Annotated in this window: 20 protein-coding genes and 1 tRNA gene; 10 read left to right on the forward strand and 11 right to left on the reverse strand. The window is 68.2% G+C overall.

Going from position 1 to position 26,366, the window contains the following annotated elements:
• Positions 1–134: 134 nt before the first annotated feature.
• The gene (locus AC1MED_RS03685) at positions 135–623 is read left to right on the forward strand and encodes an SRPBCC domain-containing protein (RefSeq protein ID WP_479785476.1); all 489 of its coding nucleotides are present in this window, start codon (positions 135–137) and stop codon (positions 621–623) included.
• A 75-nt stretch (positions 624–698) separates the two neighbouring features.
• Here the strand turns inward: AC1MED_RS03685 and AC1MED_RS03690 are convergent, their stop codons facing one another.
• The gene (locus tag AC1MED_RS03690) at positions 699–980 is read right to left on the reverse strand and encodes a hypothetical protein (protein WP_479785477.1); all 282 of its coding nucleotides are present in this window, start codon (positions 978–980) and stop codon (positions 699–701) included.
• 68 nt (positions 981–1,048) lie between these two features.
• Between AC1MED_RS03690 and AC1MED_RS03695 the strand changes: the two genes are divergently transcribed.
• A complete protein-coding gene (locus AC1MED_RS03695; protein ID WP_479785479.1) occupies positions 1,049–2,788 on the forward strand; it encodes an RHS repeat-associated core domain-containing protein in 1,740 nt (579 codons plus the stop codon).
• A 457-nt stretch (positions 2,789–3,245) separates the two neighbouring features.
• Here the strand turns inward: AC1MED_RS03695 and AC1MED_RS03700 are convergent, their stop codons facing one another.
• Both AC1MED_RS03700 and AC1MED_RS03705 read right to left on the reverse strand, forming a co-directional pair.
• Positions 3,246–4,289, reverse strand: a complete 1,044-nt coding sequence (locus tag AC1MED_RS03700) for a LacI family DNA-binding transcriptional regulator (RefSeq protein WP_346960031.1) — start codon at positions 4,287–4,289, stop codon at positions 3,246–3,248.
• Positions 4,290–4,291: 2 nt separating this feature from the next.
• Positions 4,292–6,037 (reverse strand): glycoside hydrolase family 13 protein, encoded by a 1,746-nt coding sequence (locus tag AC1MED_RS03705; RefSeq protein ID WP_479785480.1) that lies wholly within the window; start codon positions 6,035–6,037, stop codon positions 4,292–4,294.
• 322 nt (positions 6,038–6,359) lie between these two features.
• Between AC1MED_RS03705 and AC1MED_RS03710 the strand changes: the two genes are divergently transcribed.
• The 5 genes from AC1MED_RS03710 to AC1MED_RS03730 all read left to right on the forward strand — a co-directional run bounded on the left by AC1MED_RS03710 (position 6,360) and on the right by AC1MED_RS03730 (position 13,768).
• Positions 6,360–7,664 (forward strand): sugar ABC transporter substrate-binding protein, encoded by a 1,305-nt coding sequence (locus AC1MED_RS03710; protein ID WP_479785481.1) that lies wholly within the window; start codon positions 6,360–6,362, stop codon positions 7,662–7,664.
• Positions 7,665–7,781: 117 nt separating this feature from the next.
• Positions 7,782–9,434, forward strand: coding sequence for an ABC transporter permease subunit (locus AC1MED_RS03715; RefSeq protein WP_479785483.1), 1,653 nt, complete (start codon positions 7,782–7,784; stop codon positions 9,432–9,434).
• A complete protein-coding gene (locus AC1MED_RS03720; protein ID WP_479785484.1) occupies positions 9,431–10,408 on the forward strand; it encodes a sugar ABC transporter permease in 978 nt (325 codons plus the stop codon). The genes AC1MED_RS03715 and AC1MED_RS03720 overlap by 4 nt, the downstream gene beginning before the upstream one ends.
• 2 nt (positions 10,409–10,410) lie before the next feature.
• Positions 10,411–12,348 (forward strand): glycoside hydrolase family 13 protein, encoded by a 1,938-nt coding sequence (locus AC1MED_RS03725; RefSeq protein ID WP_479785486.1) that lies wholly within the window; start codon positions 10,411–10,413, stop codon positions 12,346–12,348.
• A gap of 49 nt (positions 12,349–12,397) precedes the next feature.
• A complete protein-coding gene (locus AC1MED_RS03730) occupies positions 12,398–13,768 on the forward strand; it encodes an FAD-binding oxidoreductase (protein WP_479785487.1) in 1,371 nt (456 codons plus the stop codon).
• 45 nt (positions 13,769–13,813) lie between these two features.
• On the opposite strand, the gene AC1MED_RS03735 is transcribed toward AC1MED_RS03730, so the two are convergent.
• Together AC1MED_RS03735 and AC1MED_RS03740 are read right to left on the reverse strand one after the other, a co-directional pair.
• Positions 13,814–15,226: a DUF4032 domain-containing protein gene (locus AC1MED_RS03735; RefSeq protein WP_346960038.1), complete on the reverse strand. Its 1,413-nt coding sequence runs from the start codon at positions 15,224–15,226 to the stop codon at positions 13,814–13,816.
• 163 nt (positions 15,227–15,389) lie between these two features.
• Positions 15,390–16,472, reverse strand: coding sequence for an ABC transporter ATP-binding protein (locus AC1MED_RS03740; protein WP_346960039.1), 1,083 nt, complete (start codon positions 16,470–16,472; stop codon positions 15,390–15,392).
• Positions 16,473–16,730: 258 nt separating this feature from the next.
• Here AC1MED_RS03740 and AC1MED_RS03745 point away from each other — a divergent pair, with 258 nt between their 5' ends.
• Complete coding sequence (locus AC1MED_RS03745) at positions 16,731–17,147, forward strand: VOC family protein (RefSeq protein ID WP_479785489.1); 417 nt, start codon at positions 16,731–16,733, stop codon at positions 17,145–17,147.
• Between the two features lie 4 nt (positions 17,148–17,151).
• Here AC1MED_RS03745 and otsB read toward each other — a convergent pair whose 3' ends face one another.
• Both otsB and AC1MED_RS03755 read right to left on the reverse strand, forming a co-directional pair.
• Positions 17,152–17,961 carry a trehalose-phosphatase gene (gene otsB, locus AC1MED_RS03750; RefSeq protein WP_479785490.1) on the reverse strand — a complete coding sequence of 270 codons (810 nt, stop codon included), beginning with the start codon at positions 17,959–17,961 and terminating at the stop codon, positions 17,152–17,154.
• Positions 17,951–19,360, reverse strand: a complete 1,410-nt coding sequence (locus tag AC1MED_RS03755; protein ID WP_346960099.1) for an alpha,alpha-trehalose-phosphate synthase (UDP-forming) — start codon at positions 19,358–19,360, stop codon at positions 17,951–17,953. Before AC1MED_RS03755 ends, otsB begins: the two co-directional genes overlap by 11 nt.
• Positions 19,361–19,656: 296 nt before the next feature.
• Here AC1MED_RS03755 and AC1MED_RS03760 point away from each other — a divergent pair, with 296 nt between their 5' ends.
• Both AC1MED_RS03760 and AC1MED_RS03765 read left to right on the forward strand, forming a co-directional pair.
• A complete protein-coding gene (locus AC1MED_RS03760) occupies positions 19,657–20,547 on the forward strand; it encodes a DsbA family protein (protein ID WP_479785492.1) in 891 nt (296 codons plus the stop codon).
• A 157-nt stretch (positions 20,548–20,704) separates the two neighbouring features.
• Positions 20,705–20,781 (forward strand) — tRNA-Thr (locus AC1MED_RS03765).
• Positions 20,782–21,028: 247 nt separating this feature from the next.
• Here AC1MED_RS03765 and AC1MED_RS03770 read toward each other — a convergent pair.
• The 4 genes from AC1MED_RS03770 to AC1MED_RS03785 form a co-directional block, all read right to left on the reverse strand.
• Complete coding sequence (locus AC1MED_RS03770) at positions 21,029–22,696, reverse strand: phosphodiester glycosidase family protein (RefSeq protein WP_479785494.1); 1,668 nt, start codon at positions 22,694–22,696, stop codon at positions 21,029–21,031.
• Between the two features lie 75 nt (positions 22,697–22,771).
• Positions 22,772–22,921 carry a hypothetical protein gene (locus AC1MED_RS03775; RefSeq protein ID WP_479785495.1) on the reverse strand — a complete coding sequence of 50 codons (150 nt, stop codon included), beginning with the start codon at positions 22,919–22,921 and terminating at the stop codon, positions 22,772–22,774.
• Positions 22,918–23,460: a hypothetical protein gene (locus AC1MED_RS03780; protein ID WP_479785497.1), complete on the reverse strand. Its 543-nt coding sequence runs from the start codon at positions 23,458–23,460 to the stop codon at positions 22,918–22,920. Before AC1MED_RS03780 ends, AC1MED_RS03775 begins: the two co-directional genes overlap by 4 nt.
• Positions 23,461–23,507: 47 nt before the next feature.
• A complete protein-coding gene (locus AC1MED_RS03785) occupies positions 23,508–26,351 on the reverse strand; it encodes an FAD-binding and (Fe-S)-binding domain-containing protein (RefSeq protein WP_479785498.1) in 2,844 nt (947 codons plus the stop codon).
• Positions 26,352–26,366: the final 15 nt, after the last annotated feature.

Consider the following 26,366-nt stretch of genomic DNA (forward strand, 5'->3'; position numbering starts at 1 on the left):
AAACCCTCCCTCAGCACCGGCCTGCGTAATCGGTCAGATGTGAGGGAGCGTTGGGGGCAAACGCGTCAGAGGTGCGGGAGCGACCGGTGGGGGCGGGAGGATCTGGCGTGCGGTGCAACGTAAAGTTGTTGACCATGGACAATCTCTTCAGCCACGCCGCAGCCGCCCCGGATCCCGGCGGGGAGGACGCACTGGAACCGGTCGTGTGTACCGTCGTCGTCCCGGGCGCGGTCGCGAGGGCCTTCATGGGCTTTACCGAGCACACGCACCTCTGGTGGCCGCTGGAGGGCCACAGCGTCTTCGGGGCGGGGTCATACGTGGAGTTCGAGGAGAGCCTCATTCTTGAGACCGCCGACGACGGCAGGACCGCCGTCTGGGGATCCATCGACGACTGGCAGGCGCCACTGTCCTTCCACACCACGTGGCATCCCGGTACGCAGGCCCTATGGTCGACGGAGCTGCGGGTGGCCTTCCGAGCCGTGGAAGGCGGCACTGAGGTGCGGTTGGTGCACAGCGGCTGGGAAGGCGCCCAGGACCCCGCCGCCACGCGTACGGATTACCAGGCGGGCTGGCCCGGCGTGCTGCAGCGGTTCGTCCGATTCATGGGCGGCTCCGAGGAATGATGTCCGGCCGCCCCTGGGCGGTCGCCTTCGTGGCCGGACTAACGACGTCGGCACCGGAGCCTCCGGTCGTGGTCGCTAGGAGCCCTCGCGGGACGTGATCGCGAAGCTCGGGGACTGAAGCTCGGTGAAGTTGCCAACACTCGCGCGCACCGTGCACTGGGGTGTGATTTGAAGGGCCGTTACGGTGAGCCCGGAGCTGTCGACTGCCAGGGCCCCGCCGCAGCCGTCGGAGAATCGCAGACCCTTTTCGCCGTCGGACACGGGGGGCAGCTCCTGGTCTCCGTCAGCCGGGACCTGCTCCGACGCCGGGTGGTCATCACCGACCACACCCGCGGTGACGGGCTGGCTGTGGAACACGAACTCGGCTTCGACCGGTGCGGGCGGCTGACCTCCCGCACCCGCGGCGGCCAGGGAATGTCCTGGGTGTGTACGACGCCGACGGGAACCGTACCGCCTTTACCGACGCATCCGGGACCACCACCCGCTATACCCTGGACGCTGCCGGACGGGTTGCCGGCGTGAGTAACCCGATGCTAGGCGAGGCGGTCTTCACCCACGACGCGTCGGGGCGGCTTACCTCTGCCACCGCCGGGGAGTTGGTGCAGGAATGGGTTTACCGCAACGGCGCTCTGGCCGAACACAGCCGCACGGACCGCACAGATCCGGGCTCGGCCGATGTGACGTTGATCGGACGCGACGGGGACGGCAGGATCACCGGGCTGACCCGCGCCGGTGCCGTGACCCGGTACGGGTACGACGGGGCCGGGCAAATGGTCGCGGTCGCGACGACCCGGGACGGCTCTCCGGACGTTGCTGCGTCGGGGTGGGAGTACGACGCCGGCGGGCGGCTCCTGCGCGAAACTTTCCCCGGTGGGTCCCGGGCATATGAGCACGACTCAGCCGGGCAGTTGTTGTCCGTGACCGAGCCCGACGGGTCCCGGACGGAGTACGTCCATGACGGCCTGGGCCGGCGCACCCGGCAGATCCGCCCGGACGGGTCCTGGACCGAATACGCCTGGGGACAGACCGGGCAACTGCAGAGAACCGTTGACCGGAACCCCGACGGGGCGCAGCTTTCACGGCATGAGCTGTGGGTGGACGCGCTGGGCGAACTCGCCGCCGTTGATGGTTCGGAACTGTGGTGGGATACCGCCAACCCGATCCCCACCCTGGCCGGAATCGGCGGCGGGCAGGTCCTCTCCTTGCCCGGTGGCGTGACCGGTATCGGCGACGCCTGGACCGCACCGGGGTGGCGTGCTGCCCGCCCCACCGACCAGAACGACCCCTGGGCCGTCATCGGCGCAGCAGCGGCCACCACGCCGGAACCCGGCGCCGCCGGTCTGGGTGCCGTCTCAGCGCTGGCTTGCGCTCTGCCTGCCGGGATCACCCTCACCGGCAATGGCGGCCTGGACATCGCAGGCCTGGATTGGCTCGGCGCCCGTGCCTACGACCCGGCCACGCGTGGCTTCCTCTCCACCGACCCCCTCGCCCCCGTCCTCGGGGCGGGCTGGGACGGCAACCCCTACGCCTACGCCGGCAACAACCCCCTCAACACCACCGACCCCACCGGCCTGCGGCCCCCGACCGACGGCGAGCTGAAGGCCTACGACGGCTCAAGCCGCGGAGCGTTCGCCGCGCCAGGGGACTGGTGGAAGAACAACTGGGAGTACGTCGCTGCCGGCGCCATGGTGATCGCCGGTGGGGTCCTTATGGCCACCGGAGTGGGCGGACCTATCGGCATGGGGCTCGTGGGCGCAGGCGCAGATATGATCATCCAGAAAGCGACAACAGGCAAAGTGGACGTGGGAGAAGTTCTGCTCAGCGGCGCCCTCGGCGGTTTTGGCGGTGCCGGTATCGCCGCCCGGGCAGGTTTGACCGGGGCGAAGGCGACCCTCGTGGCCGGGTCTAGTTCGGGTGGCATTGGTGGGGGCATTCAAGGTGCTTATGGTTATTACACCGGTCCTGGACCCCATACTGTCTCCGGCGCTCTTGGAGCGACCGCTGGAGGTACTGTTATCGGTTCCGCTACCGGGGTTGCCGGCGGGGCTGCCGGGCACAAGATCGGGCAGAAAGTAATGGCAGCTGTCACCGCGCGCCCGAACGCGGGCACGATGGCCATGGGCAGGAGCATGGAGTCACGAAAAGGTTCATATCTGGGCAAATAAGAAGTGGATTGACTATCAAATGATGCAGGGAAAGTCTCTCGTGGATATCGGGGCACCGATGGGACCAAGGGTCAAGGGAATACCCCCGATGGATCCTAGTCCTTACTATGACATGGAACTAAAGCAGGTCTCTGGATATTCGGGTTATAGCACGGACCCACAGGCGTCGTGGAATCTAGGTGAATGACATGTATAAAGAAAAGTTCTTCAGAGTCGTCGAACATACAAGGACCGGCTTCTTGGGCTGGAGACACCATTGGACCTTTGTGCTTATCGGCCCCAACGGAGAAGAACTCGCAATGAACAGAAAGGACCTGCGACAAGCCCTGAAACATCGACCAGATATCGGAAATCAGGACGTGTACATGTGTATGGATCGTGCGGTCGAGCTCTTCCGGCACGGCAGGCACGAATGGGTAGGTTATCCCTCCGGTGCCGTGGTCTCTAATTTGAGGGACTATCTATGAGTTCCCCGCAGGGGCGCGGCGTCGACCGGCGGGACGGCCGTGCTGGAGCGGATCACGAACCTGGTCGGATACTCGGTGTCCGCCTCTGCGGTGTCGCCGTCGCCCTCAAGTCCGGCGAGCAGACGCCGGACGGCCATGGCGCCCTGGCCCCGCGGATCCTGGTCGATGGTGGTCAGGCCGAAGAGCTCGCCGAGTTCGTGGCCGTCGATGCCGATGACCGACAGATCCTGGGGCACGCGCAGCCCGAAGTCGCGGGCGGCGAGGATGGTGCCAATAGCCATCTCATCCGAGGCCGCGAAGACCGCGGTGGGGCGCTCCGGAGAGCTGCCCAGCAGCTGACGAGCGCTGGCGTAGGCGCCCTGGATGGTGAAGTCGGCGGACACCAGCCATTCCGGACGGATCGTCAGTCCGGCGTCGCGCATGGCCTTGGTGAAGCCGCCCTGCCGGGTTCCGGGCAGCCGGAAGTCCTTCTCGTACGCTGCGTCACCGGTCATGTGCGCAATCCTGCTGTGGCCGAGCTGGATGAGGTGCCGGGCGGCCGACTCCGCGATGCCGGAATCGTTGATCCGGATGGTCGAGGCACCCGGCAGCGGCCCGCCAATTCCCACAATGGGTCGGTGAATAGCCAGCAGCTGCTGGATCTCGGCCTCGCTGAGTTCCAGCGAGACAGCGATGACGGCGTCCACCCGCTTGCGCAGCAGGAAGTCATTGAGCACGCTATGCCGGCGTTCCTCGCCTTCACTGACGTTGTACAGCGTGAGGTCGTAACCGGCGTCGAGCAGGGTGGCGGAAACGCCCTCCACCACCGAGGAAAAAAACCAGCGGTGCACGGACGGAACCACGACGCCGACGTTGTGGTTCCGCCCGGACGCCAGGCTGGAGGCGTGGTAGGACAGCACGAAACCAAGTTCCGTGGCGGCGGCCTGGGCCCGTTCGCGGCTCTGGGCCGAGACATTGCCCTTGCCGCTCAAGGCGCGCGAAACAGTGGCGATGGAGAGGCCGGCCCGTTCCGCGACGTCCTTGATGCCGGGCATTCTCAGCTCTCCGTGTCCTCGATGTAGATTTCCAGCCAAACAGTTTCACCTGAGCTTAACCGATGCGCGTCGTCGCCCTGTTCCGCAGACACGGAGCTGCGCAGCAGTACCTGTCCGGCGGGCAGCTCGAGCGGCTCCGGCCCGACGTTCAGCAGCACCGCGGTGGTGCCGTTGAGGTAGGCCAGCGAGGTGTCCGTGCACCAGTTCTCCAACCATGTGAGCGAACCCTGGCCGAGGCTGAGTTCCCGCCGGAGCACCAGCATCCGCCGGTACAGGGACAGGTGCGACGACGGCGACGCGGCCTGCGCGTCCCGGGCCAGGCCGGCGAAGCTCGCCGGCTGCGGCAGCCACGGATCCGCGCCCGCGCCGAAGCCCGCGTGCGGCTCGCCGGAACGCCACGGCAACGGAACCCGGCAGCCGTCCCGGCCCAGCCGCTCGCCGCCGGTCCGCCCGAAGGTGGGGTCCTGGCGCTGGCTGTCCGGAATGTCGATTCCGTCGGGCAGGCCGAGCTCCTCGCCCTGGTAGAGGTACGCGCCGCCGGGCAGGCCCAGCATAAACATGGACGCCGCCGCAGCCCGGGAGCGGCCGAGTTCCTCGTCCGGCTGCACGTCGGCCGGGCCGATGCCGTCGCCGTCGCGGGGTGCCGGACCGTGGTAGCCGAAGCGGGTGGCGTGGCGGACGACGTCGTGGTTGGACAGCACCCAGGTGCTCGGCGCACCGACGGCGTCCAGCGCGGTCAGTGACTCGGTAATGACGTGGCGCATGCGGTGCACGTCCAGTCCCGCGTGCAGGTAGGGGAAGTTGAAGGCCTGGTGCATCTCGTCCGGGCGGACCCAGTCGGCCAGCCGGGGGAGCGGGTCCACGTTGGCTTCGGCGCAGAGAATGCGGTCGGGGCCGTATTCGGCCAAGATTCGGCGCCAGGTCCGGTAGATGTCGTGCAGCGCGGGCTGGCCGAACATCGGGGCTTCATGGCCGGGGAAGCCGTGCGAGCTGTTGCCGTCGGCGCGGCCGCCCCATTCGGGCAGTCCCGGTGCCTTGACGAGGGCGTGGGCGACGTCGACGCGGAAGCCGGAGACGCCGCGGTCCAGCCAGAAGCGCAGGACGCGCTCAAATTCGGCGTGGACGGCGTCGTTGTCCCAGTTGAAGTCGGGCTGGGAGGTGTCGAAGAGGTGCAGGTACCACTGGCCCGGGGTGCCGTCAGGTTCGCTGATGCGGGTCCAGGCCGGTCCGCCGAAGTGCGACTGCCAGTTGTTCGGCGGCTGCTCGCCGGAGTCACCGCGGCCGTCGCGGAAGATGAACATGTCCCGTTCCGGGCTGCCCGCGGGAGCAGCCAGCGCGGCCTGGAACGCGGCGTGTTGGTCCGAGCAGTGGTTCGGCACCAGGTCCACGATCAGCCGCAGCCCAAGGCGCGTGGCTTCGGCCATCATGGCGTCGAAGTCGGCCAGGGTTCCGAATAGGGGGTCGACGTCGCAGTAGTCGCTGACGTCGTAGCCGGCGTCGCGCTGCGGGGAGCGGTAGAACGGCGAGAGCCAGACAGCATCGATCTCCAGCTCGGCGAGCTGGGGGAGTTCGGCGGTGATGCCGGCGAGATCGCCGACGCCGTCGCCGTTAAGGTCCCGGAACGAGCGCGGGTACACCTGGTAGATCACGGCCGAGCGCCACCAGCCGGGGGTGTCATCTGCGGCGTGCACCAGGGTCAGCGGGCCGGCCAGTGCGGCGGGGGCTGTGAGTACTGAATCAACGGACATGCCGGTAATCGTAAGTCCCCGACGTCGAAATTGAAAACGCTTCCAGTCGATAAATCATTTGTGCCGCCCGGAGTGCCTGCGATCGATCCGCGGCTCTGGCCCGCAGGTTCCGCACCAGCTGGCCTCCTGCCGGTGTCCCGCGGTTTTCCGGCCTGGTCCTCGCCCCGCGACACGCCACGCTAGAATGACTTTCCAAAGCGTTCACCACCGTGTAGCTTGGAAGCGCTTGCAGCTGTGAGCCACATCACCGACGATGCCACCGGGCCAGGAATCTTCCGAAGAGCCCTCCGCGTGGATGCAGGATTTTATGAAAGGGACACCAATGAAGGTGCAGAACACCCTCACAACCGGAACCAGCCGCCGGGTATTCACGGCCGGTGCGATTTCCGTCGTTGCGGCGCTGGCGCTCAGTGCCTGCGGCGGGGCAGCAGCCACCGGCCCGGCCACGGCCACGGCCACCGCGAAGCCGGACCTCAAGTCCGGCGGCGCCGGCACGATCACCATGTGGGTCGACGCCGAGCGCTCGCCCGCACTGAAGGACATCACCGCGAAGTTCAAGGCCGACACCGGCATCGACGTCAAGCTCGTGGTCAAGGACTTCGCCGCCGTCCGCGACGACTTCATCACCCAGGTCCCCACCGGCAAGGGCCCGGACCTGATCGTCGGTCCGCATGACTGGGTAGGCAAGTTCGTCCAGAACGGTGTGATCGCACCGGTTGAGCTCGGCGACAAGAAGGACGCCTTCCAGGAGTCCTCGGTCAAGGCCATGACCTACAACGGCTCGGTCTACGGGGTTCCCTACGCGGTTGAGAACATCGCGCTGCTGCGCAACACGGCCATCGTCCCGGACGCGGCCAAGACCATGGACGAGGTCATTGCGAACGGCAAGAAGGCCGTCGCCGACGGCAAGGCCAAGTTCCCGTTCCTGGTCGGCATGGACCCGAAGCAGGGCGACCCGTACCACCTGTACCCGCTGCAGGCCTCCATGGGTTCGCAGGTCTTCGGCAAGGCTGCCGACGGCGGCTACGACCCGAAGCAGCTGCTGATCGGCGACGCCGCCGGCGTCGAGTTCGCCAAGAAGCTCACCGCCTGGGGCGACAAGGGCGAAAAGATCATCAATTCCAACATCACCGGCGACATCGCCAAGGAGAAGTTCCTCGCCGGCGAGTCCCCGTACTACCTGACCGGCCCGTGGAACCTTCCGGACGTGCAGAAGAAGGGCATCAAGTTCGCTGTTGACGAGCTGCCGACCGCCGGTGACCAGCCGGCCCAGCCGTTCATCGGCGTCAACGGCTTCTTCATCAGCGCCAAGAGCGCCAACGCGCTGGCCACCAACGAGTTCGTCACCAACTACCTCACCTCCGAGGAAGCACAGGACTCCATGTACAAGGCCGGCGGCCGCCCGCCGGCCCTGAAGGCCTCCTTCGAGAAGGCCTCCAGCGACCCGGTCGTGGCCGCGTTCGGCAAGATCGGCGCCACCGGCGTCCCGATGCCGGCCATCCCGGAAATGAGCGCGGTGTGGGCCGACTGGGGAGCCACCGAGCTCGCCCTGATCAAGGGCCAGGGCGACCCGGCCGCTGACTGGGCCAAGATGGCCGCCAGCATCAAGGCGAAAATCAAGGGTTAGTCCCGCGCCGGTTCCTGACGTTTGCGCCGGGAACCGGCAGCACCGGGCCGGGCGGCCGTCAAGCCGCCCGGCCCGTTCCTGCATCACCCGAGCTTCTCCCAAGGACTGTAGACAGCCATGTCAGAAACCGAACTCCGCGAGGACACAGACCCCGCAGCGTCGTCCGCCCCGGACACCGCCCCCAACACCCCCGGCCGGCAGGCCAGCAGCGTCCGCCGACGCCGGTCCGGACCGGAGGGCACGAAGGGGACCATCGCCAAGATCGTGCTGCTGGGCCTCGTGGACGCCCTTGCCGTCTACGTCCTGATGATGCTCTTCCTGAGCCAGTCGTGGCTGGCGCTGGGAGTCTCCGCCGCCGTCGTGCTGGTGATCAACTGGATCTACCTCCGCAAGGGCGGCCTGCCCGCCAAGTACCTGGCCCCCGGTGTGCTGTTCCTGTTGGTCTTCCAGGTCTTTGTGGTCATGTTCAGCGGCTACATTGCCTTCACCAACTACGGCGACGGCCACAACAGCACCAAGGATGATGCGATCGCCGCCATCCAGCTCACGGCGCAGAAGCGCGTCCCGGATTCACCGGCCTACAAGGCCTCCGTGCTGGCCAAGGACAACTCCTTCTACCTGCTCTTCACCGACCCGCAGGGCAAGGTCTCGCTGGGCAGCACCGAGAAGCCGCTGGAGGAAGTCTCCGGGGCCGGCAAAGACTCCACCGGCAAGGCCAAGACGCTGGACGGCTACCGGACCCTGAACTTCCAGGAAATCGTCGCCAACCAGCAGAGCATCCTGGGCATCACCGTCCCGGTCTCCGCGGACCCGGCCGACGGCACCCTGCGCACCGCGGACGGCAGCAACGCCTACCAGTTCAAGCCGGCGCTGAAGTACGACGCCGCCGCGGACACCTTCACGGACACGGCCACCGGTTCCGTCTACCGCGACAACGGCAAGGGCGCCTTCGCGGCGGACAACGGCGAGCAGCTCTCCACCGGCTGGAAGATCGACGTCGGGATGGAAAACTTCGCCCGCGCCTTCACCGATCCCAGCCTGCGGGGCCCGCTCCTGGGCGTCATCCTCTGGACCTTCACCTTCGCCGTGGCCTCGGTGGCGCTGACCTTCGCGCTGGGGCTGTTCCTGGCCATCACGTTCAACCGCGAGGACCTCAAAGGCAAGAAGGCATACCGGATCCTGATGATCCTGCCCTACGCCTTCCCGGCCTTCCTCACCGGCCTGGTCTGGTCCGGCATCCTCAACCCCGAGTTCGGCTGGCTCAACCAGACCCTGCTCGGCGGAGCCTCGATCGGCTGGCTCACCGACCCGGTCCTGGCCAAGATCAGCGTCCTCATGGTCAACCTCTGGCTGGGCTTCCCCTACATGTTCCTGGTCTGCACCGGGGCCCTGCAGTCGCTGCCCTCCGAACTGGACGAGGCCGCCCGGATGGACGGCGCCGGCCCGTGGCGGGTGTTCCGCTCCATCAAGCTGCCGCTGCTGCTGGTGTCGATCGCGCCGCTGCTGATCTCCTCCTTCGCCTTCAACTTCAACAACTTCAATGTGATCTTTATGCTCACCGGCGGCGGACCCCGCTTTGCCGACACGGACCGGGACATCGGAGCCACCGACATCCTGATCACCCTGGTGTACAAGGTGGCGTTCGGGCAGGGCACCGGCCGTGACTACGGCCTCGCCAGTGCGCTGGCCATCATCATCTTCATCATCGTGGCCACCGTCTCGGCCATCAGTTTCAAGCAGACCAAGGCACTCGAGGACGTGAACTCATGAACGGGTCAGCATCGCGCACCGCCGTAACGGCGGACGACGCCGAACGCGGCACAGGCACCACCGGCGCCGGCACCGGCACCACCGACGTCGAATACCTCAAGTCGCTGCGGCGCCGGCGCCCCTTCGGCGTCTGGTTCAAGGACAAGGGCTGGCGCCACCTGGTGGGCATCATCGTGACGATCTTCGCGGTCTTCCCGTTGCTCTACGTCCTTTCCGCGGCTCTGAACTCCACCGGCACCCTGGTGGGCTCCAACGCGCTGTTCAGCAAGATCGACTTCGGCAACTTCACCGCCCTGTTCAACATGCCCTCGCGGCCCTTTGCCCAATGGTTCCTGAACACCATGGTGGTGGGCGGCGTGACCTCCGCGGCCACGGTGTTCCTCGGCGCGATGGCGGCCTACGCCTTCTCCCGGATGCGCTTCAAGGGCCGCCGGATCGGGCTGCTGAGCCTGCTCCTGCTGCAGATGTTCCCGCAGCTGCTCGCCGTGGTGGCCATCTTCCTGCTGCTCAGCGGCATCTCCGAGGTCATTCCCGCGCTGGGACTGGGCAGCCAGCTGGGCCTGATCATGGTCTACCTCGGCGGCGCCCTGGGCGTGAACACCTACCTGATGTACGGCTTCTTCAACACCGTGCCGCAGTCACTGGATGAGGCCGCCAAGATCGACGGCGCCAGCCACACCCAGATCTTCTTCGGCATCATCATGCGCCTGGTCACGCCGATCCTGGCCGTCGTGGGCCTGCTGTCCTTCATCGCCATCTCCGGCGAATTCGTGATCGCCAGCGTGGTGCTCACGGACCCGGACAGCCAGACCCTCGCCGTCGGGCTCTACTCCTTCGTGGCGCAGCAGCGCTCCGAAAACTGGGGCGTCTTTGCCGCTGGCGCCGTCATCTCCGCCATCCCGGTGATGGCCCTGTTCCTGTTCCTGCAGCGCTACATCGTCAGCGGGCTCACGGCGGGCTCGGTGAAGGGCTAGGCATGTCCGGTGCTGCCGCGGCGGGCCTGCTCCCGCACCACGACGGCTCCGGCCTGCACGCGGTGCAGCCGGCGGGTCCCGGAGCCACGGCCCGGCTCCGGGTCCGCATCCCGGCGGCCTGGGGTGCGGCCAGCCGGGTCTGGCTGCGCTCCGTGCACGACGGCGAACCGCGGTACGAGAGCTGCGTGAACCTCGGGGACGCCGACGGCTGGGTCTGGTGGGAAGCGGGCATGACCGTCACCAACCCGGTGGCCCGCTACCGGTTCCTGATCGAGGCCGGGACGCGGTACTGGAGCCTCAACGCGCAGGGCCTCTTCAGCCGGGACGTCTCCGACTACGCGGACTTCCGGCTGACCACGTTCCCGGCCGCCCCGCCGTGGCTGCGACAAGGCACCCTCTACCAGGTCTTCCCCGACCGTTTTGCCCGCTCCGCCCGGGCAGCGGCGCACCCGGTCCCGGACTGGGCCGTGCCCTGCGACTGGGACACCCCGGTGCAGGGCGCCTCCGCCGAGACGCCGTTCCAGTTTTACGGCGGCGACCTCCCCGGCATCACCGAGCACCTGGACCACATCCAGGGGCTCGGGGCGGACATCATCTACCTGACGCCGTTTTTCCCCGCCCGGTCCAACCACCGCTACGACGCCTCGACCTTTTCCATGGTGGACCCGCTCCTGGGCGGCGACGAGGCCCTGGTTGAGCTGGTGAAAGCGGCGCACGCCCGCGGCCTGAAGGTGATGGGGGACCTGACCGCCAACCACTCCGGCGACGCGCACGAATGGTTCCAGCGCGCCCTGGCCGCGCCTGGCTCCGAGGAGGCCGGCTACTACTACTTCAGCAAGGACCACAGCTCCTACGAAGCCTGGTACGGGGTGGCCTCGCTGCCCAAACTGAACTGGGCCTCGGCGGCCCTGCGGCAGAAGTTCGTCTTGGACGACGATTCCCCGGTGGCCCGCTGGCTCCGGCCCCCGTTCAACCTGGACGGCTGGCGGATCGACGTCGGCAACATGACCGGGCGGCTCGGGGCGGCCGACCTCAACCAGGAGGTGGCCCGGTTGATCGCGGACCGGGTCCGCGGGATCAACCCGGACGCGGCGCTGCTGGCCGAAGCGACCAACGACGCCGCACCGGACTTCAGCGGCGAGCACTGGCACGGCGCCATGACGTACTCCAACTTCACCCGCCCGCTCTGGGCCTGGCTGTCCGGCGACGCCGGCCACGTCAACTTCTTCGGCACCCCGCTGCCCGGGCCCAACCGGATGGACGCGGCGGATTTCCTCGCCACACACCAGGACCTGGCCGCCGCCTTCAGCTGGGACGTCCGGCAGCAGAACATGAACGCGCTGAACAGCCACGACACGGCCCGGGCCGCCACCGTCATGCTCGACGGCGGCCAGCAGCTCGGCGCGGTGCTGATGATCACCCTGCCCGGCGTGCCGGTGGTGTTCGCCGGGGACGAGTTCGGGCTCAAGGGCGACAACGGGGAGTTCTCCCGCACGCCCATGCCCTGGACCGATCCGGGACGGATCCTGAACGACCTCCGGGGAGTCTACGCCGCACTCACCGCGCTGCGCCGGGAACAGCCCGCGCTCACCGGCGGCGGGATCCGCTGGCTGCATGCGCAAGGCGACGCGCTGGCCTTCGTGCGCGAAACCGCGGACAGCGCGGTGCTGGTGGTGGTGGCCAGGGCCGCCGCGGACGTCGAACTCGCTGCGGGCCTGCTCTCCGCCCGGCAGCTCGCCGCGCTCGCGCACACGCCGGCTTTTGCCGCCGGCAGCATCACCGCTGCCCCGGGCGCGGACCCGGCCCAGGCCCCGACCGCGGACCCCGACCCGGACCCGGCGGCCCCGGCGGGTGCGCTGTTCCGGGCCGGCGGCCCCGCCGCCGCCGTCTGGGTGCTGCCCGGAGTCGGGCTGCCCGGGGGCGGGCTGCCGGCACCCTAGACTGAAGGTCAAGACTGACGGCCGGATTCGATGGAGAACTGGAGAGCGCATGCGCAGCATTGTTGAGGAGCTGACTTCCGCCCTGGGCAGCGGGAAAGTCGCCGTGGATGAGGCCACCTTGGGCGCCTATGCCGTGGACCAGGCGCCGGTGCTGGACTACCAGCTCCCGCAGGCGGTGGTCCTGGCCGAATCCGTGGCGGACGTCCAGGCAGTGGTGCAGGCCTGCGCCGCCGGCCGGATCCCGCTGGTGGCCCGCGGCGCGGGCACCGGAGTCTCCGGCGGCGCGCACGCCAGCGAAAACTGCGTGGTGCTCAGCCTGGAACGGATGAACCGCATCCTGGACCTGAACCCGGACGACGAGACCGCCGTCGTCGAACCCGGCGTCATCAACGCCGAGCTCAACGCCGCCGCCGCGGTGCACGGCCTGATGTACGCCCCGGATCCTGCCAGCTACAGGGTCTCCACCATCGGCGGCAACGTCGCCACCAACGCCGGCGGCCTGCGGTGCGCGAAGTACGGGGTCACCCGCGACTCCGTCCTGGCGCTCGACGTCGTCCTCGCGGACGGCACCCTCATCCACACCGGACACCAGACCTTCAAAGGCGTGGCCGGCTACGACCTCACCGGACTGTTCGTGGGCTCCGAGGGGACCCTCGGGATCGTCGTCGGGATAACGGTGCGGCTGAAGTATCTGCCCCGGGAAGTCCACACCATCGCCGCGTTCTACCCCGACTTCCGCAGCGCCGCGGCGGGTGTCCTCGCGGTGGGCAAGGCGCGCGTGCAGCCGGCGATTATGGAACTGCTCGACGGCGGGTCGCTCGCCCAGCTCGACGACGCCCACGGCTCGGACCTGGCCGCCCGGGGCGCCTCCCTGCTGCTGATCCAGACCGACGGCTTTGGCGCCGCGGCGGAGGCTGCCGCGATCCGGCCGCTGCTGGCCGCCGGCGGCGCCGTGGTGACCATGGAGGCCAACGCCGAGGCCGAACAGCTCGTGGAGCTCCGCCGCAACAGCCGGGGGGTGGAAGTCGACGACGAATACCGGGTGGGCGAGGACGTCGCCGTGCCGCGGTCCCGGCTGGTGGACTACGTCGCGGAGCTGGAGGCGATGGCCGTCAGGCACCAGGTGAAGCTCAAGGTCGTGGCGCACGCCGGTGACGGCAACCTGCACCCCACCTTCTGGGTGGACCGGGCCGACGACGCCGTGGACGCCGCCGCCATGGAACGGCTCGGCGCCGCCCTGGATAATTCCGTCACCGTGGCGCTCGCGATGGGCGGCACCATCACGGGGGAGCACGGCGTCGGCCAGTACAAGCTGCGCTGGCTGGGCCTGGAGCAGAAGGAACCGGTGCGCGAGCTGCAGCGCCGGATCAAGGAACTCTTCGACCCGGCCGGGATCCTGAACCCGGGCAAGGCGATTTAGCGCGCCTGTGCTGGAACCCGCTCCACCGGGACGGACTTTGGCGGGTTAGTCGTCGGAGTCCGGGTATTCCTCGACCGACTCGTCCTTGCCGTAGCGGGACTCCTCGGTCTCGACCTCGAGGATCTTGAGCAGTTCGGTGTCCGGGTTGAGCATGATCGCGGCCTCGTCGCGGCGGTGCCGGAGTTCGGAGTCGATGTAGGACTGCACGGCCTCGGCCAGCGGAATGTGCCGGTTCTCCTTCTCGGACATGTACCAGCGGTGCTCCAGGATCTCGTGCACGGCCTCCGCGGGCTCAAGCTTGCCGGACAGGTCGCGCGGGATCGACCGGACAATCGGCTCGAAAATCTGGCTCACCCACAGGTGCGCGCTGTATTCCTCGTCCATGCCCGGGTTGTTGTCCGCCCGGAAGGAATCCATGTCGTTCAGCAGCCGCCGGGCCTGGTTTTCCTGCGCATCCAGCCCGGTCAGCCGAAGCAGCCGGCGCTGGTGGTGCCCGGCGTCCACCACCTTGGGCTGAAGCTGGATCGTGGAGCCGTTCTGCGTCGTCTTGATGGCGTATTCCTCGACGTCGAAGCCGAGTTCGTTGAGCCGCCGGATGCGGGCGGCCACGCGCCAGCGCTCACCGATTTCGAAGGACTCCTTCTCGGTCAGCTCGGTCCAGAGCCGCCGGTAGCTCTCCATGATCAGCTCGCTGGTGGCGACCGGGTCCACCTTCTCCTCGATCAGCCCGCCGTCGAGCAGGTCCATCAGTTCACCCGCGATGTTGACCCGGGCGATCTCCAGGTCGTACTCGCGCTGGCCGGTGGACAGGTCCGGATACAGCTCGCCGGTTTCGGCGTCCACGAGATACGCGGCGAACGCCCCGGCGTCGCGCCGGAACAGCGTGTTGGAGAGCGAGACGTCACCCCAGTAGAAGCCGATCAGGTGCAGCCGGACCAGCAGCAGGGCCTGGGCATCGATCAGGCGGGTCAGGGTGTCCTTGCGCAGCATCTGGGAAAACAAGGCGCGGTAGGGCATGGAGAACTTGAGGTGCCGGGTGACCAGCACGGGGTTCAGCGGGCGGCCCTCCGGGGTGGTCCGTCCGGTGATGACCGCCACCGGCTCAACGCAGGGCACGTCCAGCCGGGCGAGCTTGCGGAGCATGTGGTACTCGTGCCGGGCAACGTGCTCGGAGGTTTCCTTGATGGCGATCACGGAGCCGCCGAGGTGGGCGAAGCGCACGATGTGCCGGGAGATACCGCGGGGGAGGGCCGCCAGGTATTCCGCCGGCCAATCCTCCAGGGCGATGTGCCAGGGCAGGTCCAGCAGTTCGGGCTCCGTGGCCGCGGCCGTGATGCTCAGCGAACTGGATACTGCCTTGTCGTCGTTGGCGCTGGCGGCCTCGTACCGGGGCAGCTTGCCGATCTGGCCGTAGTCAGTGGGTTCGTCGTGCCACTGGGCACCGTTGTCCTCGGTCATAACGCAATTCTCCCGTACGAGGGCAGGCCCCGCCTAAAATCTGCCGGTTAACGGCCGACGGCGGCCCTCCCGGAGGAGGACCGCCGTCAGTTTCAACGCGGGAGGGCCCACGCCGGCAGGGTTCCCTGGCCGAAGCGGAGCGAGGTGAGGGAGCCGGTGGGGACTAGTCGCCGAGGCGCAGGCCGGTCTTGGTGTCGAACAGGTGCACGTGGCCCGACTGCGGGCGGACCCAGACGGTCTCACCCTTCATCGGGGGACGGCGGCCGTCGACGCGGGCCACGATGTCGTGGTCCTTGCCGTCCAGCGTGGTGTGGCCGTAGACGTAGGCGTCGGCGCCGAGTTCTTCGACGACGTCGACCTCGACCTGGAGGCCCTCGCCCTGCGGCGCGGTCTCAAGGTCTTCGGGACGCGTGCCCAGGGTGACGGTGGAGCCGGAAGCGACCTCAAGGACATCGCGCGGGACCGGGTAAACGGTGCCGCCGAACTGCACGCCGCCGTCGACGACCGGGAGTTCGAGCAGGTTCATGGCCGGTGAGCCGATGAAGCCGGCGACGAACACGTTCTTCGGCTTGTCGTAGAGGTTGCGCGGGGTGTCAACCTGCATCAGCAGGCCGTCCTTGAGGACGGCGACGCGGTCGCCCATGGTCATGGCCTCGACCTGGTCGTGGGTGACGTAGACCGTGGTGACGCCGAGGCGGCGGGTCAGCGACGCGATCTGCGTGCGGGTCTGCACGCGGAGCTTGGCATCGAGGTTGGACAACGGCTCGTCCATCAGGAAGACCTGCGGGTTACGCACGATTGCGCGGCCCATGGCGACGCGCTGGCGCTGGCCGCCGGAGAGCGCCTTCGGCTTGCGGTCCAGGTACGGCTCGAGGTCCAGGAGCTTGGCGGCTTCACGGACACGCTCGGCGCGTTCTTCCTTGCTGACGCCGGCGATCTTCAGCGCGAAGCCCATGTTGTCCGCGACGGTCATGTGCGGGTACAGGGCGTAGTTCTGGAACACCATCGCGATGTCGCGGTCCTTGGGCGGCATGTCGGTGACGTCGCGGTCGCCGATCAGGATCCGGCCGGAGTTCACGTCCTCAAGGCCTGCGAGCATGCGCAGGGAGGTGGACTTGCCGCAGCCGGAGGGCCCAACGAGGACCAGGAATTCGCCATCGGCGATTTCAATGTTGAGCTTGTCAACAGCGGGCTTCTCTGTGCCCGGGTACAGACGCGTAGCGTTATCAAAAGTAACTGTAGCCACAGTTATCAATCCCTTCACCGGCAGGTACGTGCCGGACGATCCGTAGTGAATGGTTCTTCGTATTCAGTTGTGGCATCCGGAGGCGGATGCGCATGCTCCCCGGCCGAAGCCGAGGAGCATCCAATGACGCCGCACGGTAGTTGTGCGCCACATCACATCCAGAGTATGTCAGATTTTTGGTTTTAGGGTGGAAAAGTTACGGATGTCACAGGTGGGTTCCGTCACGTGGCGCCGGAAACGGGTGTATAGGCTGTCCGCATGACGGCCCTCCAGATCTATGTCAGTTTCCCCGGCACGGCGGGCGAAGCACTTCGCTTCTATGCTGAGGTGTTCGGCGGGAAGCTTTCCTTGTTCACGTACGAGCAGTTCAGCCGCAACGACGGCCCGCCGGACGCCATAGCGCACGGAATGCTCGACGGCGTCGTGGGTTTGGCAGGATCGGATGCGGCGCCGGGCGAGAAGAGTGTCCGGCTGGAGGGCGTCATGCTCTCGTTGCTGGGCACTGCCGAGCCGGCGGTGCTGCACGACTGGTTCGACAAACTCGCTGTCGGCGGACGGGTGGTGGACCCCCTTGCGCCGAAGCCGTGGGGCGCCTCGGACGGACAGGTCATCGACCGTCATGGTCTGCACTGGCTGATCGGCTACGAACCCGACGCTTCGCCCGGAGAGGTGTAGCCCGTCAGCTCCCGACGACCTTCGTCCGTTCGCGCAGCAGCGCCTCCAGCAGTTCGGAGACATGCACCGGTGCCTCCACCCGGAACTCGGCCTGGGTGAAGTCGAGCCCCACTTTGACGCCCAGGTCGCCGCGGAGGAGGCTGCCCAGGGCGTCCTCGTCCGTGGTGTCGTCCCCCGCGAACACAACTGCGGTGGCCCCGCTGGCTTGGCGGAGGAAGGAGACGCCCTCGCCCTTGGAGGCGTGGACGACGGCGGTTTCCAGCACGCGGTTTCCGGTTTTGAGGAAGACCCCCGGGCGGTCCTGCAAGGCGGCCTTGGCAGCCGCCACGGCATCCTCGGCGACGTCATCGGCGGCCAGACGGGTGTGCAACACGACGCCGGCCGGTTTGTCCTCAAGCAGCGTGCCGGGGGCGACGTCCACGATTTCGGCCAGGATCCGCCGCACGTCGGCGAGCAGTTCCCGCTGGGCGTCTTCCAGGACGAGCTCGGCGGAACCGGGGCCCATCCAGATTTCCGCGCCGTGGCTGCCGATCAGCAGGGTCCTCTCCGGCGGCGAGGCGACCGCCCGGAGGCTGTCCAGGGCGCGGCCGGAGATGAGCGCCGTCGTCGTCCGCGGAAGTTCCGCGAGGCCGGCGAAGGCCGCGGCCGAGCGGGGCAGGGCGCGGGAGTCGGCCGCGTGGTCCACCAGCGGGGCCATGGTGCCGTCGAAATCCATCGCCACCAACAATTGTTCCGTGCCGGCGACGCGGTGCACGGCCGCCAGCAGTTCGGGGGAGAGCGAGAGCCGGGTGGCGGGGTCGGGCTCAGGAGTCATCACGGACCACCTTTTCCTGCAGCGCGCTGAGGAAGTCAGCGGACCAGAGGTCGACGTCGTGGGTAAGGATCTGCTTGCGCATGGCGCGCATCCGGCGGGCGGCCTCGGCGGGCTGCATGTTGACTGCCCGCATGATGGTGTCCTTGAGGCCGTCGATGTCGTGCGGGTTCATCAGAAGCGCCTGCTTGAGCTGGTCCGCGGCGCCGGCGAACTCGCTGAGCACCAGCGCGCCGTCGTTGTTGGTCCGGGCCGTGACGTATTCCTTGGCGACCAGGTTCATGCCGTCGCGCAGGGCGGTGACGAGCATAACGTCGGCGGCCAGATAGAGGGCCACCATTTCCTCGATCGGGTAGCTGTGGTGCAGGTAGCGGACGGCGGTGTTCTGCATGGTGTCGTAGGTGCCGTTGATGTGCCCGACGGTGCCCTCGACCTCCTCGCGCAGCAGCCGGTACTGCTCGACGCGCTCGCGGCTGGGGCTTGCCACCTGGATCAGGGAAGCGTCCTCCACCGTGACCTTGCCGTCCTGCAGCAGCTCCTCGTAGGCCTTGAGCCGGTGCCGGATGCCCTTGGTGTAGTCCAGCCGGTCCACGCCCAGCAGGATGGTCTTGGGGTTGCCGAGGTCCCGGCGGATCTGCTTGGCACGCTCGATGATCTCCGGTTTGCGCGCCAGTTCGCTGATCTGCTTGACGTCGATGGAGATCGGGAAAGCCTGGGCGCGGGCAATATGGGTGGTTTCGCCGTCGGCGCCCTTGACGTGCACCTGCTGCTGTTTGACGCTGGCGCCGAGGAAGCGGCGGGCCGAGCGCATAAAGTTCCCGGCGTCGCTGCTGCGCTGGAAGCCCACCAGGTCCGCGCCCAGCAGGCCGTCGATGATCGCGCGGCGCCACGGCAGCTGCGCGAAAATCTCCGGCGGCGGGAACGGGATGTGGTTGAAGAAGCCGATCTTGAGGTCCGGGCGCGCCTCGCGAAGCATCCTCGGAACCAGCTGGAGCTGGTAGTCCTGCACCCAGACCGTGGCGCCTTGGGCGGCGTGGCGGACGACGGCGTCGGCGAACCGCTTGTTGACCTTGCGGTACGTGTCCCACCAGGCACGGTGGAACTCCGGCGGGGCGATCACGTCGTGGTAGAGCGGCCAGAGTGTGGCGTTGGAGAAGCCCTCGTAGTAGAGCTCGACGTCGCGGGTGCTCAGCTGGACAGGGATGAGATCGATGCCGCCGTGGCTGAACGGCTCAAGGTGCTCGTCCGGGGCGCCATGCCAGCCCACCCAGGCGCCGTCGGTCTTGGTCATCATGGGGGCCAGCGCCGTCACCAGGCCGCCGGGGGAGCGGCGCCAGCCGTCTTCGCAGCCCGGCTCATCCGGGGAGCACCGGTCCACCGGCATGCGGTTGGACACCACCATAAAGTCGAAGCTCGCAGCCGCCTCGGAGGCATCCGGGTGCTTGTCCGTCGCAGGTGCGGCATCCTGCTTCCCGGCTGTCGGCGCAGTATGGTGCTCGGCGTGGTCCGTTGCTTGCATTGGTGCCCCCTGGGTCGCTTGTGGCTCTCATCCACCCTAGCCGGGCGGAATCTTCTGTGCTATTCGTCCGTTGGGCACACGGAAGGAAACTTGAAAGCGCAAGCTCCTCAGGTTTCTCCCCTAAAATGATGAAGTTGCCACCCAGTGGAGCATCCATGGCCGATCGACACGAGGAACTAATGAGCGCCGCAAACGAACCCCGTCAGTCCAAAGCGGAGCGCACCGCCGCGGCCCGCGAGAAAGCCCGTGAGATCCGCGAGGCGCAGCTGAAGAAGGAAAAGCGCAACAAGCTGCTCATCGGCTGGGGCATTGTGGCCGCCGTCGTCGCCATCGTCGTAATTGTTGCCCTGGTGGTCACCTCGAACATCAAGAACAACGCCCCGGTGGCAGACTCGGGCCCGACCCCGGCGAACGGCAACGTGCACGGCGGCGTCACCCTGCTGGCCAACACCGAGGTGGCCAAGACGGACCCGGCCACCGTGAACGTCGCAGACCTGCCGTCCCCCGCCGCCACCCCGCCCGCCGAGATCAAGGCGCCCGGGGCCGAGGCTGTGGCCGGCAAGCCGGTGAAGGTGGTCCTCTACATCGACTTCATCTGCCCGGTCTGCAAGAACTTCGAGACCCAGTACAACGAGACCCTCACCAAGCTGCGCAACGAGGGCAAGATTTCGGTCGAGTACCGTCCGCTGGGCTTCCTGGACAGCCGCTCCAGCACCAACTATTCCTCGCGCGCGGCCAACGCCGCGGCCTGCGTGGTGAATGAATCCCCCGAGAAGTACTCCGCCTTTGTCGACGAACTCTTCGCGAAGCAGCCGGCCGAGGGCGGCGCGGGCCTGTCCGACGCAGAGCTGAAGAAGATGGCAACCGACGTCGGGGCTAAGAGCATCGACAAGTGCGTCGATGACAAGACCTACCGCCCGTACGTGAAGTACACCACCCAGGAGGCGGCGGCCATCGGTGTTACCGGAACGCCGACGGTCTTCGTCGAGGGCAAGCAGTGGGGTAAGGGTGACAGCGCCCAGACGCCGTTCGAGCAGTTCCTGCAGGCCGCGGTGGACGCCAAGAAGTAAGCACCTCGCGCGGCAGCAGCCCGGTCCCGGATTCCAGCTCCCGGGCCGGGCTGCTTTTCGCCGCTTGCCGGCATTTTTTACCGGCGGGCGTCCGTGGGCTACCCTTATCTAGCAGTTAACGCCGGGCCGGATTTCCGTCAGGCGACGACGGCGGATTGCCTCCTTAGCTCAGTTGGCCAGAGCACCGCTCTTGTAAAGCGGGGGTCGTCGGTTCGAATCCGACAGGGGGCCCCACGAACCCCTCCGTTCCGGTGATTTTGCCCCGGACGGAGGGGTTTCTTGTGCCCGGAGCCCGCCCGCGCCGCCCCGGATTCCGCTGCAGTTCGTGGTGCCGTAGCCGCTGCGCCGGAATCGCCGCCCATGGCCGCGGCCATGCAGTCGGCCAACTGCTTCGCCTACCCCCGCCGGTGTGAATCCCGGCTGGCTTAAAGAAGAAAACGCCGCCCACGGCCCCGAGGGCCTTGGGCGGGGTTTGACCGGCCTAGTTCCTGCGGCCGGGTAGGACAAGGAGTGCGTCCCCCACCGGGCGTTCACCGGTCGCGTCGGAGGGCGAGTTCACGACCTGACCGCCCTGGACCATGGTGGTCGATCCGCCGCCGTCCAGATTGATCGCGTCGACCATGCCCAGTGAATGCGCGACGTCGGCGGACTCCTTGATGCTCAGCCCGAGGGACGTCGTCTGGCGACCGTCGGCGGTGACGATCATGGTGCGGCCTTGGGCGTCAACGCCGGCGAAGGTGCGGGGGCTGCGCTTGTGTACCCAGCCGTAGAAGAAAGAGTTGTCGCCGGTGCGGACCATGCCGTCGCGCTTGGCGGTCACGCTGAGTTCACCGTTCCGGACCAGAGTGGGGCCGCCGTTGACGACATCGGTGGTGGTGCCAATCTTCAGTGCCCTCCCGCTTTCGTTGAGGAGGTCCGTGCCGATCTTCAGCTTCGCGCCGGGCTTGGCCAGCGCGGAGAGCCTGTCCACGTCCGCTCCGATCGCCTGCAGGGTGTGACCGCCGGCCGGGACTGTGGTGCCGCGCGTGTGGTGGAGGGCCGTGACCGTGCCGTGGGCGTCTACGACGGCTTCGAGGCCGGCACCGGACGGGGTGGAGGCGCCGAACTCGGGGGTGAAGGCCACGATCTCGTCCGCGTCGGTGCAGGTGAAATCGTGCAGCGGCAGGTTCGTCGGGGTGTCGTCGGTGCCGCCGCAGTTGCGGATGAGGCCCGGCACGCGGTTCAGGCCGTCCAGGGGGAGGGCCGCGGGGTTGCCGGGGGCACCGACAGTGCCGCGCCAATGCAGCCGCTGGACCGAGGTGGTGTTCTTAGCCCCGATGACGAGGGAGGGGCGGTCTCCGACGGGTTCGCTGAGGATCTTGCCGTCCTGCACTGCCGCGCCCGCGGGATCGCCTTCGGCCCCGGCGGCGGGATCCATGACAAAGAAGCCGCCATTGGTCCCCGCCAGGGCGCCCGAGGCGGCCGCGAGCTTGCTTGTCGTTTCCCGGGTCTCGAGGTCGGGTCCGAAGGAGGAGGTCAGGTCGCCGCGGAATTGCTTCGGGTCGATGTTGAGGACCTCCAGCTTCCAAGGTCCGCGGTCGTCCTCGCTGGTGCCTTCGTCGCCGTCCCAGCCGGTGTAGATCACCGAGGATTTGTAGCCGGCCGCCTGGATCTGCGCGACAGTGGCGGAACCGTCTGCCTTGGCCGTGAAGTGCCCGGCGCGTACCCGGTAGCCGAGGTCCCCGCCGGCATCTGCGAGCTTCGGGGACTGGACGTGCTCGACGCGGGCGACCACCCCGGCCGCGTTGAGCTTGTCGGCGACCGCCTGGGCCTGCGGCTGCCTGGACAGCGCCGAAGCCGGCGCGTCCGGGTCCGGGGACGTAGAAGGAACGGCGACCTCAGCGGTCCAGAAGAAGTCCTGGTTGGGGGTGCCGCGGGTGATGGACGTCCGGGTGAGGCCGGGTGCCAGGCTGGTCACGGTGCGGGACTCCGGCTGGCCCGGAGCACCCAGGTCGAGCTTGGCGGACGGGTCCGGGGCGACGGCCGCGGCCTGGTGCGCTGTGCCCGGCGCGGCAGAGGAGGCGCCGGCGGGGGCTAGGAAGGCAACCGGGAGGGTGACGGCCAGGGCGGTGATGGCGGCCCTGCGGAAACGATGATGGGGTGTGATCATGCACCCGACGCTATGAGAAGCCGAGAAGCCTCCCACAACCGACATGCCGCAGTTCACCGCCACTTCGCGAGCTGTTCACGGCACGCTCCCGGTGCCGCCGCCGTTGCTTCGCCGACGGAGCCGCCGCACGGCCCACGCGACAAGCAAGGTCACGCCGTGCACCACAACGGCTGCAGCCACCAGCAGGAGCAGGAGAACCGTGACATTCCAGCCCTCGAGCCTCATGGGGCGGTGATCCTGATCCCGGCGACCGCCCCGGTCCAGGCGCCGTCTGGGTGGACACGGGTGAGTTGGACGCCGACGGGCCCTGCCGCCAGCTGAACCACCTGGGTCTGGGTCTGCGAGCAGTCGACCTCGAGGACCGTGTACTTGCTTCCGCCCTTGATGTCCTGCGAGAGGTAGATCTGGGCATGCGGAATGCCGATGCAGGCGGCCGTTACGGTGTGCGGCCCGGTCTTCGTTACCGTTGCGGTCTTGCTGAATCCGACACTTGGGCCGTCGGCGGGACCCGCGTCGGCCAGCAGCGCCTCTCCGGGCGTGGCGGCCAAACGCCGCTCCAGCTCCGCATAGTTGCGCGCCTCCACCGCCAAGACATCAGGATCCTGCGGCGCAACGGTGGGCGCCGGCCGACGGTTTTGCCCGTCCGTGCGCTGCGGACCGCCCGGATCCTCGTAAGTGCAGGCGCCGAGCCCTGCGGCCAGCAGCAGCGATCCGATGAGGGCTGAGGCAGCCCGGATGGTCTTTGTCCCCCCAGAACGTGACATGCCCCGAGTCTACAAACCCATTCCGTCGACCCGGCCACGCCCGCGCCTCACCCCTCCGGCCGGGTGGCCTCCTCCAGGATTTCCAGCAGGTGCCGGTAGGAGTGGCCGGTGGCCTTGGACATGCCCAGTTCGCAGGTGCGATTCGTTGAGGCGTAGGCGTCGAATTCGCGCTCGTTGATTTCCCGGGCCTGCTTGTCCGTGGCGGAGTCGGTCAGTTCCGGATGCAGCAGGCCGCGGTCGCCGGCGAACGCGCAGCAGCCCCAGTTCAGCGGCACAAACACGTCCTCCGTGACAGTCCGGGCGATGTCCATCAGCGCACCATTGGTGCCCAGCTGGGTGGAAGAACAGGTGGGGTGCAGTGCCATGGACCCCACCGGCGAGGTGACAGTCAGCTGCCCGAGCACGTGCTGGTGCACGAACTCCACCGAGTCCACGAACCGCAGCCCGGCGTACCGCTCCCCGCCCTCGGCCGCGAGCCGCTTCATCGTTTCCAGGCCCTCGGTGCAGGAGGCGGCGTCGCACACCACCGGCAGCCGGCCCTGGCCGCTGGCCTCGTAGAGCCCGTCCAGGACCTTTGCGGACATCGCCGCGTAGCCCTGCGCGAAGCCCTTGGACTTCCACGGGGTGCCGCAGCAGAGGCTGCCGATGTCCTCCGGGACGGTCAGCCCGACGCCGGCACGCTCGCAGAGGTCCAGGAACGCCTGGGCCGAGCCTTTGGCGCCACTGCCCGCTACACCACCGCCCGCATCCGCGGGGCCGAACATGGTGCCGATGCAGGCCGGGAAGAACACGGCGACGCTGTCCGGATCCCGGCGCGGCCGGCGCTTGGAGCCGCCGCCGGGCAGCACGGCGTCGTAGGCGGGAACGGTCTCCGCGCCCAGCACCGCACGGCCGACGGTTGTCGCTGCCTTGGCCAGCGGCGCGGGCATCGCCTTCGCCACGGTCAGGGCCAGGCCGCCGCCGGCCGTCACGGCGCCCCAGCGGTCCGCGGCGGCGCTCCAGCCGGCCTCCGCGACGGCGTTCGCGTTTTCCTGCCGCAGCCGCCGCACCAGGTCCCCGGTGTTGATCAGCACCGGGCAGGCGGTGACACACATGCCGTCGGCCGCGCAGGTCTGCACGCCGTCGTACTCGTAGTCCTTGCGCAGCCGCGCCGCCAGGGCGTCGTCGCCGCGCTGTTCCGCGGCGGCCATCTCGCGGCGCAGCACGATGCGCTGGCGGGGCGTGAGGGTGATGTCTTTGCTCGGGCAGACCGGCTCGCAGTAGCCGCACTCCACGCAGCGGTCCACCTCTTCCTCCACCGTCGGCGCCACCTTGAGGTTTTGCACGTAGGAGAGCGGCTCCTCCGCTAGCAGCACGCCCGGGTTCAGGAGATTGGCCGGGTCGATCAGCCGTTTGATCTCCTGCATGACTTCGTAGAGTTCGTCACCATACTGGCGGCGGACGAACGGGGCCATGATCCGGCCGGTGCCGTGCTCGGCCTTGAGCGAACCGCCCGCGCCGAGGACCAGGTCCACCATGTCGTCGGTGAAGGCCTGGTAGCGCAGCAGCTGGGCCGGGTCGTCGAAGCGCTCGTTGAGCATGAAGTGGACGTTGCCGTCCTTTGCGTGGCCAAAGATCACCGACTCCTCGTAGCGGTGTTCGGCGAAGAGCCGGGTCAGTTCGCCGCAGGTGTCCGCCAGGGCTGGAACCGGAACCACGATGTCCTCCAGCAGTGCGTTGGTGCCGGAGGGACGGGCGCCGGCCACGGTGGTGTACAGGCCCTTGCGGACATGCCAGAGGGCCGCCCGGTCCTTCGGGTCCGTGGTCAGCGCGAACGGCGAGGCCAGGTCCAGCGACGCGAAGAGCGGCTGCGAGCTCTCCCGTCTGAAGGCCAGCTCCGCGGCGTCGGCGCCCTGGTGTTCCACCAGCAGCGCGGTGTGCCCCTGGACCGGCAGCGACCGGATGGCCGCGGGAGCATCCGCGGCCAGCTGCGCGACCTTCAGCGCGGCGGCGTCCATCAGTTCGATGGTCGCCAGGCCGGAGGCCACCAGCTCGGGCAGGGCCGCCGTCGCCGCTGCGAGCGTGTTGAAGACCAGCAGCCCGGTGGCGACGGCGGGCTTGACCTCGACGGTGCGGAAGACCGCTTCCGCCACGAAGCCGAGGGTGCCTTCGCTGCCGATCATGAGGTGCATCAGGATGTCGACGGCGCGTTCGTAGTCCAGGAACGAGTTCACCCCGTAGCCCATGGTGTTCTTCATGGAGAACAGCGAGGTGATGGTGCGCACCGATTCCGCGTTCCCGGCCACCCGGCGGCGCAGCCGCAGCAGGCCCTCATGGAGGTCCGGTTCCAGTTCCCGCAGGCGCGCGTCCGCGCCGGCGTCGGCGGTGTCGATGACCGTGCCTGAGGGCAGCACCAGGACCATGGATTCCAGGGTGCGGTAGGTGTTGAACTCCGTGCCGCAGGCCATCCCGGAGGAGTTGTTCGCGATCACGCCGCCCACGGTGCAGGCGATTTCACTCGCCGGGTCGGGGCCGAGTTTGCGGCCGAACGCAGCCAGGCGGGCGTTGACGCTGCGGATGGTGGCGCCGGGCTGGACGCGGACGCGGGCGCCGCCGTCGAGGACCTCGATGCCGCGGAAATGCTGGCGGGTGTTGATGAGCAGGCTGTCGCTGAGCGCCTGGCCGGAGAGGCTGGTGCCGCCGGAGCGGAAGGTGGCGGGCAGGTTGAGCTCGCGGCTGCGGCGCAGCAGCAGCCCGACGTCGTCGGCGTTGCGCGGGGTGGCGACGCCTTGGGGGATCAGCAGGTAGTGGGACGCGTCGTGCGCCATGGCCCGGCGGTCCAGGTCCCTTGTGCTGACCGTGTCGAGGTCCAGCTGGTCGATCAGGGGTGCGGCGGCGGCCGTGGCGGTCATGCGGTGCTCCAGAGT

This window comes from Arthrobacter sp. BI5 (genome assembly GCF_056680065.1).

Bases quoted from the DNA above. Each gene is read 5' to 3' on its own strand.
- AC1MED_RS03685 (WP_479785476.1), top strand. From the start codon at position 135: ATGGACAATCTCTTCAGCCACGCCGCAGCCGCCCCGGATCCCGGCGGG.
- AC1MED_RS03700 (WP_346960031.1), bottom strand. From the start codon at position 4,289: ATGCCCGGCATCAAGGACGTCGCGGAACGGGCCGGCCTCTCCATCGCC.
- AC1MED_RS03705 (WP_479785480.1), bottom strand. From the start codon at position 6,037: ATGTCCGTTGATTCAGTACTCACAGCCCCCGCCGCACTGGCCGGCCCG.
- AC1MED_RS03710 (WP_479785481.1), top strand. From the start codon at position 6,360: ATGAAGGTGCAGAACACCCTCACAACCGGAACCAGCCGCCGGGTATTC.
- AC1MED_RS03715 (WP_479785483.1), top strand. From the start codon at position 7,782: ATGTCAGAAACCGAACTCCGCGAGGACACAGACCCCGCAGCGTCGTCC.
- AC1MED_RS03720 (WP_479785484.1), top strand. From the start codon at position 9,431: ATGAACGGGTCAGCATCGCGCACCGCCGTAACGGCGGACGACGCCGAA.
- AC1MED_RS03725 (WP_479785486.1), top strand. From the start codon at position 10,411: ATGTCCGGTGCTGCCGCGGCGGGCCTGCTCCCGCACCACGACGGCTCC.
- AC1MED_RS03730 (WP_479785487.1), top strand. From the start codon at position 12,398: ATGCGCAGCATTGTTGAGGAGCTGACTTCCGCCCTGGGCAGCGGGAAA.
- AC1MED_RS03735 (WP_346960038.1), bottom strand. From the start codon at position 15,226: ATGACCGAGGACAACGGTGCCCAGTGGCACGACGAACCCACTGACTAC.
- AC1MED_RS03745 (WP_479785489.1), top strand. From the start codon at position 16,731: ATGACGGCCCTCCAGATCTATGTCAGTTTCCCCGGCACGGCGGGCGAA.
- otsB (WP_479785490.1), bottom strand. From the start codon at position 17,961: ATGACTCCTGAGCCCGACCCCGCCACCCGGCTCTCGCTCTCCCCCGAA.
- AC1MED_RS03755 (WP_346960099.1), bottom strand. From the start codon at position 19,360: ATGGTGGTGTCCAACCGCATGCCGGTGGACCGGTGCTCCCCGGATGAG.
- AC1MED_RS03760 (WP_479785492.1), top strand. From the start codon at position 19,657: ATGAGCGCCGCAAACGAACCCCGTCAGTCCAAAGCGGAGCGCACCGCC.
- AC1MED_RS03770 (WP_479785494.1), bottom strand. From the start codon at position 22,696: ATGATCACACCCCATCATCGTTTCCGCAGGGCCGCCATCACCGCCCTG.
- AC1MED_RS03775 (WP_479785495.1), bottom strand. From the start codon at position 22,921: ATGAGGCTCGAGGGCTGGAATGTCACGGTTCTCCTGCTCCTGCTGGTG.
- AC1MED_RS03780 (WP_479785497.1), bottom strand. From the start codon at position 23,460: ATGTCACGTTCTGGGGGGACAAAGACCATCCGGGCTGCCTCAGCCCTC.
- AC1MED_RS03785 (WP_479785498.1), bottom strand. From the start codon at position 26,351: ATGACCGCCACGGCCGCCGCCGCACCCCTGATCGACCAGCTGGACCTC.